18 protein-coding genes, 1 tRNA gene and 1 pseudogene are annotated in these 17429 nt (G+C 67.2%); 14 read left to right on the top strand and 6 right to left on the bottom strand.

Annotated features, from left to right (window positions below; genetic code table 11):
* The first annotated feature begins 86 nt into the window (after positions 1-86).
* From ACT54R_RS04150 to ACT54R_RS04160, 3 genes are read left to right on the top strand one after another with little or no spacing between them, the layout of a single operon-like run.
* Positions 87-917, top strand: coding sequence for an ABC transporter ATP-binding protein (locus ACT54R_RS04150; protein WP_476323976.1), 831 nt, complete (start codon positions 87-89; stop codon positions 915-917).
* Positions 914-1708, top strand: coding sequence for an ABC transporter permease (locus tag ACT54R_RS04155; RefSeq protein ID WP_476323978.1), 795 nt, complete (start codon positions 914-916; stop codon positions 1706-1708). Before ACT54R_RS04150 ends, ACT54R_RS04155 begins: the two co-directional genes overlap by 4 nt.
* 50 nt (positions 1709-1758) lie before the next feature.
* Positions 1759-2790, top strand: coding sequence for an ABC transporter substrate-binding protein (locus ACT54R_RS04160; RefSeq protein ID WP_476323980.1), 1032 nt, complete (start codon positions 1759-1761; stop codon positions 2788-2790).
* Between the two features lie 40 nt (positions 2791-2830).
* On the opposite strand, the gene ACT54R_RS04165 is transcribed toward ACT54R_RS04160, so the two are convergent.
* A complete protein-coding gene (locus ACT54R_RS04165) occupies positions 2831-3409 on the bottom strand; it encodes a cysteine hydrolase family protein (RefSeq protein WP_168459779.1) in 579 nt (192 codons plus the stop codon).
* 24 nt (positions 3410-3433) lie between these two features.
* Positions 3434-4096: a GntR family transcriptional regulator gene (locus ACT54R_RS04170; protein WP_476323983.1), complete on the bottom strand. Its 663-nt coding sequence runs from the start codon at positions 4094-4096 to the stop codon at positions 3434-3436.
* A gap of 130 nt (positions 4097-4226) precedes the next feature.
* Here ACT54R_RS04170 and ACT54R_RS04175 point away from each other — a divergent pair, with 130 nt between their 5' ends.
* From ACT54R_RS04175 to ACT54R_RS04225, 11 genes are all read left to right on the top strand, one after another.
* Entirely contained in the window at positions 4227-5042 is an 816-nt protein-coding gene (locus ACT54R_RS04175; protein WP_476323985.1) for an HpcH/HpaI aldolase/citrate lyase family protein, read from the top strand.
* Positions 5043-5212: 170 nt separating this feature from the next.
* A complete protein-coding gene (locus ACT54R_RS04180) occupies positions 5213-6406 on the top strand; it encodes an ABC transporter substrate-binding protein (RefSeq protein WP_476323987.1) in 1194 nt (397 codons plus the stop codon).
* 78 nt (positions 6407-6484) lie between these two features.
* Entirely contained in the window at positions 6485-7234 is a 750-nt protein-coding gene (locus ACT54R_RS04185; RefSeq protein ID WP_476323989.1) for an SDR family NAD(P)-dependent oxidoreductase, read from the top strand.
* A gap of 4 nt (positions 7235-7238) precedes the next feature.
* Complete coding sequence (locus tag ACT54R_RS04190) at positions 7239-8159, top strand: NAD(P)-dependent oxidoreductase (RefSeq protein ID WP_476323991.1); 921 nt, start codon at positions 7239-7241, stop codon at positions 8157-8159.
* Positions 8156-9058, top strand: coding sequence for a branched-chain amino acid ABC transporter permease (locus ACT54R_RS04195; RefSeq protein ID WP_476323993.1), 903 nt, complete (start codon positions 8156-8158; stop codon positions 9056-9058). Before ACT54R_RS04190 ends, ACT54R_RS04195 begins: the two co-directional genes overlap by 4 nt.
* A gap of 46 nt (positions 9059-9104) precedes the next feature.
* Positions 9105-10028, top strand: a complete 924-nt coding sequence (locus ACT54R_RS04200; protein WP_476323995.1) for a branched-chain amino acid ABC transporter permease — start codon at positions 9105-9107, stop codon at positions 10026-10028.
* A complete protein-coding gene (locus tag ACT54R_RS04205) occupies positions 10025-10798 on the top strand; it encodes an ABC transporter ATP-binding protein (protein ID WP_476323997.1) in 774 nt (257 codons plus the stop codon). Before ACT54R_RS04200 ends, ACT54R_RS04205 begins: the two co-directional genes overlap by 4 nt.
* Entirely contained in the window at positions 10791-11534 is a 744-nt protein-coding gene (locus ACT54R_RS04210; protein WP_168459787.1) for an ABC transporter ATP-binding protein, read from the top strand. The genes ACT54R_RS04205 and ACT54R_RS04210 overlap by 8 nt, the downstream gene beginning before the upstream one ends.
* A gap of 38 nt (positions 11535-11572) precedes the next feature.
* Positions 11573-12400, top strand: coding sequence for an N-acyl homoserine lactonase family protein (locus ACT54R_RS04215; protein WP_476323999.1), 828 nt, complete (start codon positions 11573-11575; stop codon positions 12398-12400).
* Between the two features lie 107 nt (positions 12401-12507).
* Entirely contained in the window at positions 12508-13752 is a 1245-nt protein-coding gene (locus ACT54R_RS04220; protein ID WP_476324001.1) for a CaiB/BaiF CoA transferase family protein, read from the top strand.
* Between the two features lie 193 nt (positions 13753-13945).
* A complete protein-coding gene (locus tag ACT54R_RS04225; protein WP_476324003.1) occupies positions 13946-14950 on the top strand; it encodes an MBL fold metallo-hydrolase in 1005 nt (334 codons plus the stop codon).
* A gap of 356 nt (positions 14951-15306) precedes the next feature.
* Here ACT54R_RS04225 and ACT54R_RS04230 read toward each other — a convergent pair.
* The 4 genes and pseudogenes from ACT54R_RS04230 to ACT54R_RS04245 all read right to left on the bottom strand — a co-directional run.
* Positions 15307-15434: pseudogene (locus ACT54R_RS04230) on the bottom strand (IS3 family transposase); the annotation flags it as partial.
* Positions 15435-15458: 24 nt separating this feature from the next.
* A complete protein-coding gene (locus ACT54R_RS04235) occupies positions 15459-16172 on the bottom strand; it encodes a DUF2161 domain-containing phosphodiesterase (protein WP_476326368.1) in 714 nt (237 codons plus the stop codon).
* 13 nt (positions 16173-16185) lie between these two features.
* Positions 16186-16899 (bottom strand): spermidine synthase, encoded by a 714-nt coding sequence (locus ACT54R_RS04240; protein WP_476324005.1) that lies wholly within the window; start codon positions 16897-16899, stop codon positions 16186-16188.
* Between the two features lie 431 nt (positions 16900-17330).
* Positions 17331-17407: transfer RNA gene (locus tag ACT54R_RS04245), tRNA-Arg, on the bottom strand.
* Between the last annotated feature and the right edge of the window lie 22 nt (positions 17408-17429).

A 17429-nucleotide genomic window follows, 5' to 3' on the forward strand; every position in this document is an offset into this window, starting at 1 on the left:
GTCGGGCAGAAGCGGGCCAGTAGAGCCCGCGGCCAACACGAGAGCCGGCCGAACTCAGTTCGCCGGCCACAAGGGAGAAAGCCAGCATGGGGCACGCCCTCAATGCCGTGAGAGGCGCCGATGCGGTGCCGCGGCCGGAACGCGTCGCCGCCGCGCTCAAGAGCGTCGGCAAGGTCTTCACCACGCGCACGGGCAGCGTGGAGGTGCTGCGCGACTTCAATCTCGAAGTGCGCGACGGCGAGTTCCTCGCCATCGTCGGCCCGAGCGGCAGCGGCAAGTCTACCGTCCTGAACCTCCTCGCCGGGCTGGAAGCCCCGACCGCGGGAGCCGTCTTCTGCCACGGCAAGCCCATAACGGGCGTCAATGCGGAGATCGGCTATCTGACCCAGCACGACAGCCTTCTGCCCTGGCTGACCGTCGCCGAAAACATCGCTGTGCCGCTCGATATCAAGGGCGTGGAGAAGGCCGTGCGCGACCGGAACGTCGCCGACATAATCGCCAACGTGGGCCTGACGGGCTTCGAGGACCACCACCCCAGCCAGTTGTCCGGCGGCATGCGCAAGCGCGCCATGCTCGCACGCACGCTGATCTATGACCCGCCGACCATCATGATGGACGAGCCGTTCGGACCGCTCGATGCCCAGCTGAAGCTGGTTCTCCAGGCCGATCTGCTGCGCCTTTGGAGCGCAACGGGGAAGACGGTCGTCTTCGTCACCCACGACATCGTCGAGGCCATCACGCTGGCGGACCGGGTGATCGTCCTGTCGCGCCGGCCGTCGCGCATCAAGCTCGACGAGGTGATCGGCATCGGCCGCCCGCGCGACGTCCACGAGGCGCGTTTCGCGAACGGCTTCGAGGACCACTACCGGCGCCTGTGGGCAGCCATCGAGATCGACGGCGCGGGAGGACGGCCATGACAATGCGTGAAGCCATCAAGGCCGAGATCGCGCCGCGCGAAAAGAAGGCGTTCGATCCGGTGTGGATCTATCGGCTCCTGTTCCTCGCCGGCTTTCTCGGTGCGTGGCAGATGGCCTCCGGGCCGCTGCTCGATCCGTTCTGGGTGAGCAGCCCTTCGGCCATCGGGGCGACGCTTTACGACTGGCTGAAAACCGGGACCCTTCAATATCACCTGATGATTACTTTCAAGGAGACAATCACCGGCTTCGTCATCGGTGCGACGGCCGGCGTTCTGCTGGCCCTTCTCGTCGGGAGCAGCGATGTCCTGCGCCGCACGGTCGATCCGTTCGTGACGGCGGTCTACGGCGTGCCGAAGGTGGCCCTGGCGCCGCTCTTCATCATGTGGTTCGGCATCGGACTGGCGCCGAAGATCGTGCTCGCGGCGGTGAGCGTCTACTTTCTCGTCTTCTTCAGCACCATCAGCGGCATCGGGCAGGTGGATCGCAAGATGGTGGACGCCCTGCGCATCATGGGCGCCGGCCCGTTCACCATCCAGCGCCGCGTCGTGTTCCCCTCGGCTCTGCCGTGGGTGTTCACGGGCCTCAAGCTCGGCCTGCCCTACGGCTTCGTCGGCGCCGTGGCGGCCGAGATGATGGCCTCCAACGCCGGCATCGGCTTCCTCACGCAGAATGCCGCCGGCCAGCTCGACACGGCCGGGGTGTTCGCGGCTCTCTTCGCCCTGATGTGCGTCACCGCCGCCCTCAACGAAGGGCTGGGCCGGCTCGAGCGCTGGATTTTCCGCTGGCGCTGAGGCGCTGGCGGATCGCGCGAACAGACACGAACAAGAACCGGGAGAGAAGCATGTTCTCAAGACGCCAATTGCTCGTCCGATCCGCGCAGGTCGCGGCGGCCGCGGTCGTGTCCCCCGCCGTCCTGCGCAGCGGCTCCGCACGCGCCGCAGGGACCCCCATCAGCATCGGCATCGGGGGCTTCACCTTCGCCTATCTTCCCCTGCTGACGGCCAAGGCGGCAGGCTTCCTGGAGGCGCAGGGCCTCGATGCAACGCTCATCAACGCCAACGGAGGCACCAACGCGCTTGCGGCAACGCTGGGCGGCAGCGTGGATGTGTGCGGCCTCGTGATGAGCGACATCATCCTCGCGGCCGCCAAGGGCCAGAAGATCCAGGCCTTCGCGCCGCTCATGTCGCAATATGCCAGCGATGCGGTCATCTCGGTGGCCGCGGCCAAGAAGGCCGGCATCACGCCCGGCATGCCGCTCAAGGAGAAGATGGCACGGCTCAAGGGCATGGCCCTCGCCATCTCGGGGCGCGGCAGCGGTACGGACAAGCTGTGGCGCTATCTCGTCGCCCTCGGCGGGCTCGATCCCGACAAGGACGTGACGCTGACCGTGGTGAAGCTGGACCAGATGTATCCGGCGCTGAAATCGGGCCAGATCGACGGCTTCAACACCACGGCGCCCGCCAACAACCGGGCCGTGGACGATGGCATCGCCGTATGGGTGGCGCGCCCCTCCCAGGGCGAAGTGCCTGGTCTCAACGACTTCCTCTACACCGTCCTCGCCGCCAAGCCGGACGTGCTCGCGGCGAAGGGCGATGTCATCGGCCGACTTGTCGCCGGCCTGACCAAGGGCGCCGAACTGGTGCGATCGAACCCCGCCGAGGCGGGGAAGCTGCTGCACGGCGCCTTCTTCGCCCAGACCGACGCGGCGCTGGTCGCGGCAACGGTGGCCGACCAGAAGGCGACCGTCGCGGTGCCGCCGACGCTGACGGACGCCCAGTTCGTGCAGAACCGGGATTTCATGCTGCGGTTCGGCGATGCCGTGAAGGAGGTGACCTTCGGCGACGTGATGCAGCCGCGCTGGATGAAGAGCTGAGCCGGCGGACCGAGGGGCGCCGCACCGGCGCCCCTGGTGTTCAGGCGAAGGTCTCGGCAGCGCTGTCCCGGATGGCCGCGAACCGGGCGACGCACTTCAGGGCGCTCTCGTGCTCGTCGGTGGTGGCACCGGCGCAGCAGTCCTCCAGCACGATGCACTCATAGTCCCGGTCGTGGCCCTCGCGGGCACCGGTGTGGACCACGCCATTGGTGGAGACGCCGGCGAGATACAGGCGCTCGATGCCGCGGGCGCGCAGTGCCGGCTCCAGCGCCGTGCCGTAGAAGGGGCTGACGCGATGCTTCACGAAATCGAAGTCCTCGGGGGCCGGAGCGACCGCCGCGTGGACTTCCGTGCCCCAGGTGCCGAGCTTGAACAGGCCGTTGTCACGGGCACGGGAGAAGACGGGAGAGTTGGGCGGGCAGTCGCGATAGTCCGGCGCGAAGCCGACGCGCACATAGCCGATGAGCACCCCCGCGGCGCGGGCCTTGTCGATGGCGGCGCGGGTGCGGCCCAGCACGTCGCGTTCCGCCATCAGCGGCACATAGGTCTTGGCACCGGCCCCGTCAGCGTGGACGAGATCGTTGACCATATCCATGACCAGCAGCATCGAGGGTTTCATAAGGGTCCGTTTCCCGCTTCGGCCCTAGGAGGCGGGGGCCGTGGCCGCCTCGCGCGTCTCCACGCTCGCGCGGAACTCATTCCAACCGGACTCGATGTGGCGACGCATGGTCAGCATCGCGCTTGCGGCATCGCCTTCGATGAAGTTGCGCAGCAACTCGGCATGCTCTTCAGCTGCGCGGCTGGCGCGACCCTCGACGCGGTTGATGACATCGAACGGGTAGCGTGCCCACAGCACCTGCACGAAATGCAGCGTCTGCGGCAGGTTGGCAAAATCGTAGATGCGCCGGTGGAAGCGGTAGTTGACGCCGCGGGCGAGCTTGCTGTCGCCCGCCTTTGCCGCCTCCTCGAACTGGTCGGCGAGGTCCTTCAGCTCGGCGATGTTGGCAGCCGTCAGGTTCCGCGTGGTGCTTTCCACCAGCTGGGTCTCCAGCATGATGCGGAGCTTGAGGATTTCGGTGGAGGTGCCGATGTCGAACGGCACCACCGTCGCGCCGCGATAGGAATCGCTGGCGATGTAGCCTTCCGCCTCCAGCAGCTTCAGCGCCTCCCGCACCGGCGTGATGGAGATCTTGAGCTGCTGCGCGATCTCCTGCTGCTTCAGGCGCGTCCCGCGCGGCAGGCGTCCGGAGATGATGCCTTCGCGCAGATAATCGGCGACCTGCTCTTCTTTGGTTCGATATTCCATGGTGCCGTCGCGACCGTCCATTGATGGCGGCGGCGGCGCGGGAGAACCGGCCCCCCAGGCCGCGCCTTCTTCGCACGTAACATATGGTTGCGGAACGGGGAAGCGGCGCATAGGATGCATGATGCATTATATGAAGGCGATTGCAATGCCCGTTTCGCGCTCTTTTCTCTTCGTCCCCGGCGACCGCGCCGACCGCTTCGACAAGGCGGCGGCGGCCGGGGCCCATGACGTGATCCTAGATCTGGAAGACGCCGTACATCCGGACGCAAAGGAGGCAGCCCGGACGAAGATCGCCGGCTGGACAGGGCGCACCGCGGCCCGGGTCCGGATCAACGGACTGGAGACGCCCTGGTTCGACGAGGACATCGGATTCGCGCGCCGGGAAGGACTGCGCAAGCTGATGATTCCAAAGGCCGAACCGCACGTGGTTCGCAGGGTGCGCGCTGCCCTGGGCGACGACGTGGACATCGTCGCGTTGATCGAGACCGTCGCCGGCCTGCTCGGGCTGCGGGACTTGTGCGCCGAACGCGGACGCCTGCGCCTCGCCTTCGGGAATCTGGATTTCTCGCTGGACGCCGGGATCACAGAGACCGAGCGCGAGCTCGATCCGGTGCGGCTGCAACTGGCTCTGGAGTCGCGACATGCCGGCCTGCCGGCCCCCATCGACGGTGTGTTTACCGGCCTTTCGGACACAATGGGTCTTGCCGCTCAGGTGAAGCGTGCCAAAGCGCTCGGCCTCGGCGGAAAGCTGTGCATTCACCCGTCCCAGGTGGCGGTGGTCAATGCCGGGTGGCAGCCGGCCCCGGAAGAATTGGACTGGGCTCGCCGGGTGATCGGCGCCGTGGAGGCGGGGGGCGCCGGCGTGATCTCCCTCGACGGCAAGATGGTCGATCGCCCGGTCGTCGAGCGGGCACGGGAGATTCTCGGGGCGAGCGCGGCGGAATAATAATGCATCATGCACATTATGTTTGACGCTGTGGGCGCCGGCCTCTAAAACGGACCCAACAAGGCAAAAAGCCGATGACCTGGTGGAGGAACGCCAAGATGGATGGACGCAAACCCGATCATGCGCCTGTCGCGCACCCAGAGGTCGACAGGCGGAAGCTCCTGAAGCTCATGGGAGCCGCGGCAGCCGGCGCCGCGCTCGCGCCAGGCCTCGCGCCAAGCCTCGCCTTTGCCCAGTCGGTGGGCGTCGATGCCGCGGCCAAGACCGTCAGCATCGGCGGCTTCACGCCCATCACCGGTCCGGTGCCTTTCTACGCCATCCTCACCCATGCGGCGGACGCCTATTTCAAGGACGTCAACGAGAAGGGCGGCATCCGCGGCTGGAAGGTGAAATACACCACCCTCGACGACGGCTACGACCCGGCCCGCAGCGTCGCGGTGACACGCCGCCTCGTGGAGGAAGAGAAGATCTTCGCCCTCGTGGCCTCCGTGGGCACGGCCACCAACGTCGCCGTCATTCCCTATGCCAAGGAGGTTGGGCTCGCGATGCTCGGCCCCATCGGCGGCGCCAGCGCCTTCTTCGCAGAGCCGAACATCTTCCCGCTCCTGCCCGATTACGGATGGTCCGCCGCATCCAATGCTGAATATGCGCTGAAGACGCTGAAGCAGGACAAGATCGCGCTGCTCTGGGAAAACGATGAACTCGGCCGCTCGGCGAAGCGCGGCTTCGATCTCTACATGGAGCAGGAGAAGGTCGCGCCGGCCGAGAGCGTGTCCTTCGAGGTGAAGACCACCGACTTTACCCCGCACATCCGCCGGGTGGCCAATTCGGGCGCCCAGGCGGCCATCCTGTTTGGCTCCAACGCGAACCTTGCCGGCGCCCTGAAGGCAGCCGACCGTCAGGGCGTGAAGCTGAACTGGTTCGCGCCCTTCTTCACCGCCGATCCCTCCACCTACAAGCTCGCCGGCGACCTTCTGGACGGCACCTACTTCTCGTCCTGGCTGCTGCCGGTGACGAGCGAGGAGCCCGAGGTGAAGGCCTATCGCGAGGCCATCGGCAAGTATTATCCGAATGACCCGGTGGGCGTGTTCGGCCTCAATGGCTGGAGCAATGCGGCGCTGTTCGGTGCCATCTTCGGTGCACTCATCGACAGCGGCAAACCGGTCACCCGCGAGAACCTGATCGCCGCCGGCAACACCCTCACGGATGCCTCCGTCGGCGGCGCACGCAAGGTGACCTTCAAGCCGGGCGATCATCGCGGCACGCGCCAGGAGGCGATCCTGCAGGCCAAGGGCGGCGCCTTCACCATGGTGCGCGGCTTTGCGCCCTATCCCGCCGTGGCGTTCGACGCGAAGCCGGCCTGAGGCGGGCCCTTTTCCGCGTTCCGTGCCGCGGTCCTGAGGACTGCGACACGTTGTTTTCAGCGTCTACAGGATTCAAAGATGGCAGGATCTCCTCTCAGTGGGCCGCCGCGTCTTGACGGTCAGGTTGCGTTTGTTACCGGAGCGGCGGGCGGCATCGGCCGCGCCGTGGTCGAAGCGTTCTGCGCCGCCGGTGCGCAGGTGGTCGCCACCGACATCGCGGAGGATGGCGGCAGCTTCCCGGAGGGCACGGTCTACCGCCGCTGCGACGTCACCTCTCGCACCGATACCGAGAGCCTGATCGACGGAGTGCTGGCCGAGCGCGGCGCCATCGACATCCTGGTGCTGTGCGCGGGCACCATCTCCAACAAGCCCCTGCCGGAATCGACCGACGAGGAATGGCGCGCCATCTTCGACGTGAACGTGATGGGCGTGGTCAATCCGGTGCGCAAGCTCTACCCGGTCATGGCCGAGCGCGGCTATGGCAAGATGGTGGCGCTGGGCTCCATCGCGGCCAAGATCGGCGGCGTCGCCTCAGGCCCCTCCTATGTGGCGGCGAAGTCCGCCGTCCATGGCCTCATGAAGTGGGTGGCCAAGGCCGGCGCGCCCAAGGGCGTGTTCGCCAACATCATCGCCCCCGGCCCGGTGGAGACGCCCATGTGGGCCAACGTGACCGGCAAGGCCCCGCCGGCCGCCAACGGCAACGTGCCGCTCGGCCGCTTCGGCACGCCCGAGGACATCGCCCAGAGCATTCTCTTCCTCTCGTCGCCCGCGTCGAACTGGATCACCGGAACGGTCCTCGACGTGAACGGCGGCATGTTGATGGACTGATCCGATGAGCAGCACCCTCACCAGCAGTCCCCCCACGCTCGGCTTCATCGGCCTTGGCGTCATGGGCGGTCCCATGTGCCGCAATATGGCGACCAAGCATGCCGGACGCCTGCTGGCCTTCGATCTCGATCCCGCGGCAGTCGCCGCCGTCGCCGAGGCCGGGGCGGAGCCTGCCTCTTCCGTGGAAGACATTGCCCGGCAGGCGGATGTGATTTTCCTCTCCCTGCCCGGCGACAAGCAGGTGGAGGCGCTCGCCGGCGCCGGCAGTCCCATCGCGGAGAATGCCCGCGCGGGTGCGATCGTGGTGGACCTCTCCACCACCTCCGTTCCGCTGGCGCGCAAAGTGGGCGCCCTACTGGCCGAGCGCGGCATCTCGTTCGCGGACGCCCCCGTCGCCCGCACCCGCGAGGCGGCGCAGCGCGGGGAACTCAGCATCATGGTTGGGGCAGACGACACGGCGTTCGCCCGCATCAAGCCGCTGCTCGACTTCATCGGCTCCGACGTGACCCATTGCGGCGGCGTCGGCACCGGGCAGGTGGTGAAGCTCGTCAACAACACGCTGGTGTTCGAGCACGTGGTGGCGCTCGCCGAGATGATGGTGGTGGGCGAGCGGGCAGGCGTGAAGCCTGCGACGCTGCTGGAGGCCGTCTCCAAGGGGTCCGGCGACAGCTTCGTGCTGCGCAACCACGGCATGAAGGCCATGCTGCCGCGGGCTTTCCCCGAGAAGGCCTTTCCGCCTGAGTACGTGCTGAAGGACCTCTCCTACATGCTGGCCCTCGCCACCGAGCACGGGCTCGCGCCGAAGGTGACGGACGTCGCCCGGCGCTATTACGAGGCGGCCTGCGCGGGCGGCGTCTCGGGCCGCTACTTCCCCGGCGTGATCGAGATCATCGAGAAGGACGGCGCGGCGCCGGCCGGCCCATGAGCTTCCTCTCCGGCTTCTGGGCGGACCTCTCCCCGCTGGTCTGGTCGGGCCTCGTCTCCGGGTGCCTCTACGGCCTCGGGGCCCTCGGCCTTGTCATGATCTACAAGAGTTCGCGCGTGGTGAACTTCGCCCACGGCAACCTCGCGGGCCTCGCCGCCTTCCTGGTCTACGGCTTCTCCAGCGGCACGCTGCTCAGCCTGTCCTGGGGCAATGCGGTGCTGCTCTCCATCGCGCTCGTGGCGGTCATTGCGACGCTCAGCTACGTGCTGGTGGCGCCCATCGTGTTCAAGTCGGACCTCGCCTCGACCATCGCGACACTGGGCATCGGGCTGATGCTGCAGGGGCTCATCCAGCTCCTGTTCGGCGCCGAGATCGTCAATCTCGACCTGCCCATCCCGCGCTTCGGCTTCACGCTGCTCGGCGTGCGCATCTCCTCCTACGACCTCACCGTGCTGGCGGTGACGCTCGCGATCATCGCCGGACTGTTCTTCGTCATCGAGCGCACCCGGCTCGGCATCGCCTTCCGCGCCGCATCCACCAATCCGTTCGCGGCGCGGGTGTGCGGGCTGAACCTGCGCTCGGTGCATCTGTTCGCCTGGCTGTCGAGCGCGGTGCTGGGGCTGGTGGGGGCGCTGCTCATCGTGCCCACGACCTTCCTCTCCTCCACCACCGTGCCCTCCTTCATGCTGCAGGCCTTCACCGCAGCGGTCGTGGGCGGGTTCAACAGCCTGCCCGGGGCAGCGCTCGGCGGCATCCTCGTTGGCATCGCCATGAACCTCTTCTCATTCTACGTCTCGCCCGAATTCATGAACACCTTCCTGCTCGCGGTCATCATGCTGACGCTGAACTTCTTCCCGGGCGGGCTGCTCGAACGCGGGGGGGTCGGCAGCCGTGTCTGATCTCGCCCACGCAACCAAACCCCTGTCCGGCGGAAAGACGTCGCCCGTGGATCTCACCCGGCTCGGCACGGCGGCTCTTTTCGGCCTGCTGCTCCTGCTGCCGTTCGCGGCCGGCAGCTTCCTCACCTATACATTCGCCCTGTGCTTCGCGAATGGCCTCGGCGTCCTCGCCGTTAGCGTGCTGGTGCGCTATGGCGGCGAGGTTTCCATCGGCCACAGCTTCTTCGTGGCGCTGGGGGCCTATTCTGTGGCCATCATGGAGAAGCAGCTCGGCCTCTCCCTGCTGTTCAGCCTTCCGGTGGCGGTGGTGCTCGGGCTCGTCGGCGGCGTCGTCTTCGCCTTCCCCTCGCGCCGGCTCTCCGGCATCTACCTTGCCGTCTCGACCATGGCGCTCGCGCTCGCCTTGCCTGAGTTCCTGGTGCATTCGGAGAAGATCACCGGCGGGTTCGAGGGGCTCTATGTGGGGCTCGACCTCATCCCCGAAGCCTCCAAGCAGGTGCAGCGCTACTACGTCGCCCTGATCGTGCTGGCGGCGGCCTGCTATGCGCTCGCCCGGCTGCGCCGTTCGCGGCAGGGTCTGGCGCTGCTCATGTCGCGAGCCAATCCGCGGGCAGCGGAGGCGTTCGGCATTACCCGGAGCTGGGCCCGGGTCAGCGCGTTCGCGGTCAGCGCGGCGCTTGCCTCGCTTGCCGGCGCCATGCTGGCGTTCGCCAGCTCCACCGTCTCGCCCAACAGCTTCACCCTGTGGAGCTCCATCTTCCTGCTGGTGGGCTCGGTCGTGAGCCTCAACGGCATGAACCTGCCCGCGGCCGTGCTGGGCGGCGCCTTCCTCACCCTGATGCCCAATTATCTGGCCGGTGCCGGCGACTGGGTGCCCGTGCTCTACGGCGCGGCCCTGGTGGCGGTGACGCTCGCCGTCAACTGCACCGCCGACATCCGCCGCCTCCTCGCCAAGGGAGCGCGCAAATGAGACCTCCAAACGCGCTCACCGCCAGCGGCCTCAATCTCTCCTTTGGCGCCGTGCAGGTTCTGCACGATGTCAGCCTCGATCTGGCGCCCGGCCGCATCACCGGTCTTATCGGACCCAACGGGGCGGGCAAGACCAGCCTGTTCAACTGCCTCACGGGCCTCTACCAGCCCCAGCGCGGCAGCATATCTTTCGGCGACACGCCCCTCACCCGGCTGCCCCCCGCAGCCCGCGCCGGGCTCGGCATTTCCCGCTCGTTCCAGCACATGGCGCTGAGCCCGGACCTGACCGTGCTGGAAAACGTGATGGTCGGCCTCACCCTGAGCCGCACCGCCGGGTGGGCCAGCGCGCTCCTGCCTTTGCCATCCGCCCGCCGCGAACGAGCGGAGGCCGAGCGCAAGGCCATGGCCGCGCTCTCCGGCCTCGGCATCGAGGCTTCCGCGCACCTGCTGCCCGGGGAACTGCCGCCGGGCACCCTGCGCCTTGTGGAGATCGCCCGCGCCATGGCCGGCGAGCCGCGCGCGCTGCTGCTCGATGAGCCCGCCGCGGGCCTCAACGCGGTCGAGACCCGCGACCTCATGCGTGCGCTCCAGCGCCTGATCCATCCCGGCCTCGTGGTGGTGGTGGTCGAGCACGACATGGACCTCATCATGCAGCTGTGCGACCGCATCTACGTGCTCAGCTTCGGCCAGGTGATCGCCTGCGGCACGCCGGACGAGGTGCGGGCCGATCCCGAGGTGGTGCGCATCTATCTCGGAGATCCCGATGACTGACCTCATCGACGTGCGCCGTCTCGACGTGCGCTACGGCCGGACGCTAGCGGCCGAGCAGGTGGACCTCGCCGTGCCACAAGGCGGCGTCGTGGCATTGCTCGGCGCCAACGGCGCGGGCAAGTCGTCTATCCTCAAGGCCATCGCCGGCCTCGTAGAGAGCGAGGGCGCCATCGTCTTCGACGGCGAGGACATCACCCGCCTCTCCGACCGCGCCCGGGTCAAGCGTGGCATCGTCTACGTGCCGGAGGGGCGGGAGATCGTCACCGAACTGTCGGTGGACGAAAACCTCGCTCTGGGCGGCTTCCACCTCGACGGCCGCACCCGCGCGGCGCGCCGGGCCGTGATGCTCGACCTGTTCCCGGAGATCGCCAAGCATATCCGATCGCCGGCCTGGATCCTCTCCGGCGGCGAGCAGCAGATGCTGGCCATCGGTCGCGCCCTCATGAGCGGGCCGCGCCTCCTGTTGCTCGACGAGCCGTCGCTCGGTCTCGCCCCGCTGCTGATCCGCCGCGTGTTCGAGCGCCTGATGACAATCAAGGCCGAGACCGGCCTCTCGGTGCTGCTGGTGGAGCAGAGCCTGCGCATGACGCTGAAGGTCGCAGACACCGTCTGCTTCGTGCGCAGCGGCCAGATCGTCGGCGTCCGCAAGGCCTCGGATCTCGATGCCACCGCAAGCCGGGCCGAGGTGCTGGAGGCGTATCTCGGCGGCGGACCCGCCGAGCACGCGGCCATCTGAATCCCCGGCGCGGCCCGGATCCGAATGAGGACAGAAGCATGAGCGACCAGGACAGCGGCGCGGTCTACGAGATCTATGCGATCCGCTACGCCACCAATACCAGGCGCACCCGTGGCCTCAACTACATCAAGGACAGCCGCCCGGAAGAACCCCTCACCATGGATTTCTTCTCCTGGCTGATCGTGGGCGCGCGCGACGTCTTCGTCGTCGATACGGGCATGGCGGCGGAGAAGGCGGCCCTTAACGGACATGACTTCCTCGTCAGCCCCGTCGAGGTCATCCGCCGCCTCGGCGTCGATCCCGCGGCGGTGAAGACGGTCATCATGACCCACCTTCACTATGACCACACCGGAAATACCGATGCGTTCCCGCAGGCCCGTTTCCTCCTCCAGGCGGAAGAGATGGCATATGTGTGCGGTCCCTACATGGAGAAGCCGTGGTTCCGCCACGCCTACCATGTGGATGAGATCCAGAAGTTCCTCGGCTATCTCCACGCCGGGCGCCTCACCCTGCATGGCCGGGACCACACAGTGGCCGACGGCGTGTCGGTCCATTGGGTCGGCGGGCACTGCGCCGGCCAGGAGGTCGTCCGGGTCCGCACACGGCGCGGCACCGTCGTGCTCGCCTCCGATGCCATCCATTACTATGAAGAACTTGAACGCGGCATTCCTTTTGCCGTCGCGTTCAACATCGCCGACATGCTGAGCGCGCACGACCGGATCCGCGAGCTGGCCGGGTCCGAGGACCATATCATCGCCGCCCATGACCCCCGGGTCCTCGACCTCTACCCCGCCGCCAGCGAGGGATTGCGCGGGATGGCCGTGCGCGTGGACGTGGCGCCGGGGCGGGTGGCGCAGGTCGCATAGACAACTGCGCGCAGGACCACTCGGTGCGATGTGCTTCTTAAGTTGAGCGACGGGCGGCGACAGCAATCCGGCGAAACGATGGGTTGCGGCTGCCGGAAGGAGAGACGATGAGACGCGATATACTGGCCGGCAAGACGGTCCTGGAAATCGGCACCATGCTGGCCGCGCCGTTCGCGGCCCACATTCTCGCCCAGCTGGGCGCGGACGTCATCAAGCTGGAATCCCCTGCGGGCGATCCCACACGCAAGCTGGTGCGCGGCGGCCCGAGCGGCACCTACATCGCCTACAGCCGGGGCAAGAAGAGCCTGTGCGTGGATCTCGCCTCCCCCGGCGGCCGCGCGGTGATCGAACGCCTGCTACCGACCGTCGACATCGTGCTGCACAATCTCGCTCCAGGGTCCGCGCGCAAGCTCGGGATCACCTACGAGGCCTGCGCAAAGGCCAACCCGGACATGATCTATTGCCACATCCGGGGCTACAACGAGGGACCGCAAGGCGACGACCTTGCCTCCAATCCCATCGCTGAGGCCGCTACGGGCGTCATGGACCTGAACCGCGTCAACGGCCGCCCGAGCCGGCTCGGGCCCTCCTATCACGACCAGTTCGCCGGCTGCTACGCGGTGATCGGCATCCTGTCTGCGCTCTCCGCCCCCGCGGCGGGGCCGGACAGCCACAAGATCGAGGTGGGCCTCTACGAAAGCGGGCTGCACGTCGCGGCGCGGGACTATGCCGGCGTCCAGCTCAAGATGCACCTGACCGGCCGTCCCGATCCCGAACCCTCGGGCGAGTTTTCCATGCCGGGCTACGGCGCCTATGAGACCAAGGACGGGCGCTGGATCTATCTGGTGATGCTGACCGACCGGCACTGGGCCGACTTCTGGGGCGCCGTCGGCGCCGCGGTCGATCCCAGCCTCTCGACCTTGCGGGAGCGCAAGAAGCAGCGCGACGACGTGGAAGCCCTGGTGCGTTCGATGGTCAACAGCATGACCTATGAGGATCTCGCGGCGAAGCTTGGTGCTGCCCGGTTCGGATTTACCGAGGTGCTGCCGATGGATCGCGTCCTCGACGCGCCCCACGCCCGGCACGGCAGCAAGGTGTCCCACCTGACGTTCCAGGATTTCGGCTTCGATCTACCCGACCTGCCGTTCGAGGCTGCGCCCCAGGAAGGCGCGGAACTGCCGCCTCCCCTTCTTGGTGAGCACACGCGGCTGATCCTCCGCGATCTCGGCTTCAGCACGGAGGAATGCCAGCGGCTGCTCTCTGAAGGCGAAGCGGTCGAGCCCGAGCCGGGAGCGCCGGTGTGGGGCTCCATCAGGAGCAAGGCGTCGCCCGAAGTCGGCCAAACAGCCTGACCTCGCGTGTGATCAGCGTGAATTGCGCGGGGCCGCGAATGGCGTGCGGCCCCTTAAGTGCCCCGATCTTCAGCCTGCCGTGCCGCGTCGGGCGTTGCCTCTTTGGCTCAATGGGGCATGTTGCGAGACACCGAATGGGCTCGCGGCGGCTTTCACCACCGCTTCCCGGCCGAGACGGACGGAAAGGCGGACGATGATTGAGGTTCCGATGGAAGCGCCCGAACTGAGCACGGTCGCGCCCGGCATTCTCAGGGTAGAGGTTCCCCTCCCCTTCCCGCCGCACCAGGTCAACGCTTGGCTTCTATCGGGTGAGGACGGCTGGACACTGATCGATTCCGGTGTGGACGATGCGCGCACACGCGACATCTTCACACGCGTGCTCGCGGACCCGAGGCTCGGCGGGGCGCCTGTGATACGGCTCCTCGTGACTCACTTCCATCCCGATCATATCGGCCTCACCGGCTTCCTGCATGAAGTCACTGGCGCCGACCTCTCGATGAGCCGCATCGAATGGCTCCAGGCCAATATGATCTTGCGCGAGGATGAGGACGCGGGAACGGCAAGCCTGATCGCCCACTGCAGGCGGGCGGGCGCGCCCGACGCCTTCCTCAGCTTTCTGCCAGAGCGCGGCCTGCTCTACCCCAAATGGGTCGGCCCGCTGCCTCGGCGATACATGCGCCTCACGGCGGGTGACGTCCTGGCTATGGCGGACACCACATGGCAGGTGATGATTGGCGAAGGCCACGCGCCGGAGATGGTGTGCCTCTATTCGCAGGAGCGGGGCCTGCTGATCGCGGCGGACCAGATCCTCAGCCACATCTCTCCCCATATCGGCGTGCAGGCGTCCGACCCTCGGGCAGACAATCTGGCAGCGTTCCTGCGCTCGCTTGGCACGTTCGAGGCGTTGCCGGCGACGACGCATGTCCTGCCGTCTCACGGCACACCGTTCGACGGGCTCCACGAAAGGATCGCTGCACTGAAGTCGCACCACGCAGAACGCCTTGATCGGCTGAGGGCCTTCTGCACCGAACCGCGCAGCGCCATGGACACTCTCCAGGTGTTGTTCCGGCCCCTGCCCCTGGAGCAGGTCGGCTTCGGTCTCAGCGAAGCGCTGGCACACCTGCGCCATCTGGTCTTCAGAGGTGAGCTAATCGAGCGCGAGGCGGCGGGCGGCATTTGGACGTTCGTACGCGCCTGAGCGGCGTCGGACAGGAGCGTGCGCTTGGATCGGCGCAAGCCAACTGCCTGGTAGGGCCCAGCCGGGCGCCAAAAGCGGCCCCAGAACCGAAACGCTCGGCTTTGGGATCTGGCCTTCTTTTCGCGCGCGTTCCGTCATCGAATTAGCGGGACGGCGAGACCCAAGTGCAGGGCGCCTCCAGCGCAGCCGGCATCCAACATTCTTGGATCGGGTAGGAAGCTGCGGCGTTGTCGGCACCGACCCGTTCTTCAGCCTCTTGGGTGCCAGACTTCTGATGTCTTGCACGGTCAACGGAGACGCATCTCTTTGAACCGCCCCGAGTATTCTAGACGCCCTCGGGGGTCGCTTTGTGCTGCCGCCTCCGCGTCAAACCGGCGATCGAGCGTGCGTCGGCCGCCATGGATGGCTTGCCTCCATAGCGGCCGGGGCGCCGCCTGTAGCCGATCTGCGCCCGGATGCCGGCAAGCCGCGTCAGCCGCGCAACCCAGGCCCACCTGGGTCGGCTGGATCAACCATCGTCGGCTGTGCTGGAGCCCATCGGCAGCATCGCGCTGGCCGAAGCCGAGGAACCGGGAACCGCCTGCCAGCGGATCAGCGCCTCGCGCCCCGCCGGCGTCAGACCGTAGATGCCGCGATCCACACGGGCGAACCAGCCATAGACGTTGTCCAGCAGGATTTTTCCGGCATTGGGCGCAAACGCACGCAGATCGCGCGGGCGTTTGGGGGCTTCCGCCATGGCCAGCGCACAGGCGAGCGCCTGCTGTCGATAGGCGGTCATGATGGGTGTGCGAGAGCCTCCCCCCACCGCCGGATCACCCAGCCGGCGGCGGTGCTCCTCCACGAGCCGCGACCTGCGGCGCGGATCCTTGCGCGGCATGGGAGACAAGGGGCTGACGAGGACCGTTACCTCGCCCCCGGACGAGACTCCGAGCATTCCGAAGCCGAGACGCCGACACAGGTTGCGGAAGCGCGCATCGCTTTCCCGTCCGTTTCCGCGCACCGATGTGCGCGCTGCGAGCCAGACCTCGTCGCAGGCGGAGGCGCGGTCGACGGCCTGGAGGACAAGTTCCAGATTGAAGCTGAGCTTCAATTCCCCGATGACCACGATCGGTATTCCGTCTCCCGCAAGCGCGACCAGGTCGCAGCCGCCGACCTCGCCTTTGACGGCAAAGCCGAGGCCCTCCAGAAACGCCTTCACGGGCAGATAAAGGGATGTCTCCAGGATACGCTCTCCGTCAGGCCGGCCTGTGCCGGGCGGGGACGGAAGGGCGGACCTCCGGGTTGGTGGCGATCCAGATGATGTGGCGCGCCCCACCGCGCCCTCCATTGGCCCGTACGCGCGCCTCTTCGACGCCAAACCCCGCCTTGCGAACCCGCTGGGTGAAATTCCGGTCCGGCCTCGACGACCAGACGGCCAGCACGCCGCCGGGCCTCAGCGCTGCCCGAGCAGCGCTGAGGCCGGCAATATCGTAAAGTCGGTCGTTGGCCTCGCGTGTCAGCCCTTCGGGTCCGTTGTCGACATCAAGCAGGATCGCGTCGAACGTCGCCCGGCCGGAGCGGATCGGGCCGCCCACGTCCTCCTCGCGGATACTGACGCGCGGATCGGTCAGGCAGCCTGCGAAGATCTCCGCCATGGGTCCGCGTGCCCATGCGACAACTGCCGGCACCAGTTCCGCCACAGTGACACGGGCGTCTGGCCCGAGTTCTGCGAGCGCCGCGCGCAGTGTAAAGCCCATGCCCAGCCCCCCGATCAGCACATGTGGCTTGGAGCGATCCCGAAGCCTGGCGCAGACCATCGTGGCGAGCGCCTCTTCCGACCCGCTGAGGCGACTGTTCATCAGCTCGATGGAGCCTGCCATGATCGAGAATTCCGCACCGCGCTGCATCAGGCGGAGTCGGCCGCCGCCATCGGGCACGTCCGCGGTGTCGAGCTGCGTCCAGGGGATCACGGGTCACTCTTCGGTTGAGGAGCGCGTTGTGCGAGCCGCCGTATATAGGCCAAACCTCCGTCCCCGCGCCACCGGCCCTGCAACCGACCACGTGCCGCCGCGGGATGAGAGGGCTGGTGTCTCAAGTTGAGGGGCAAGGAGAATCGGAGGCCCGCCGCTCACCACTATTGCCGTGCCCGACAGCGCCAGAAGCAGAAGGTCGCTGCGACACGGAAGCTGTCCCGGTACTTGTAAAGGAAGACCTGATCACCGTGGCGAGGCACAGGGATCTACCGACCTCGTGGCACGCGAGAGACCGTGGGAGCCAAGGGCGCCAAGCCGCCCGCCTCATACCGTGTCGAATTTTGGAGAAGACAGAATCCGGTCGCTGGTACGCGAGGACAAAAAAGGGGGCTTTGCCACCCAAATGCCAATACAACTTTTAGTTGAAATGGCGCACCCGGCACGATTCGAACGTGCGGCCTTTGCCTTCGGAGGGCAACGCTCTATCCAGCTGAGCTACGGGTGCGTGGCGCAGGAGTGGGTTTCTT

The sequence above is a fragment of the Xanthobacter sp. DMC47 genome (assembly GCF_056313845.1).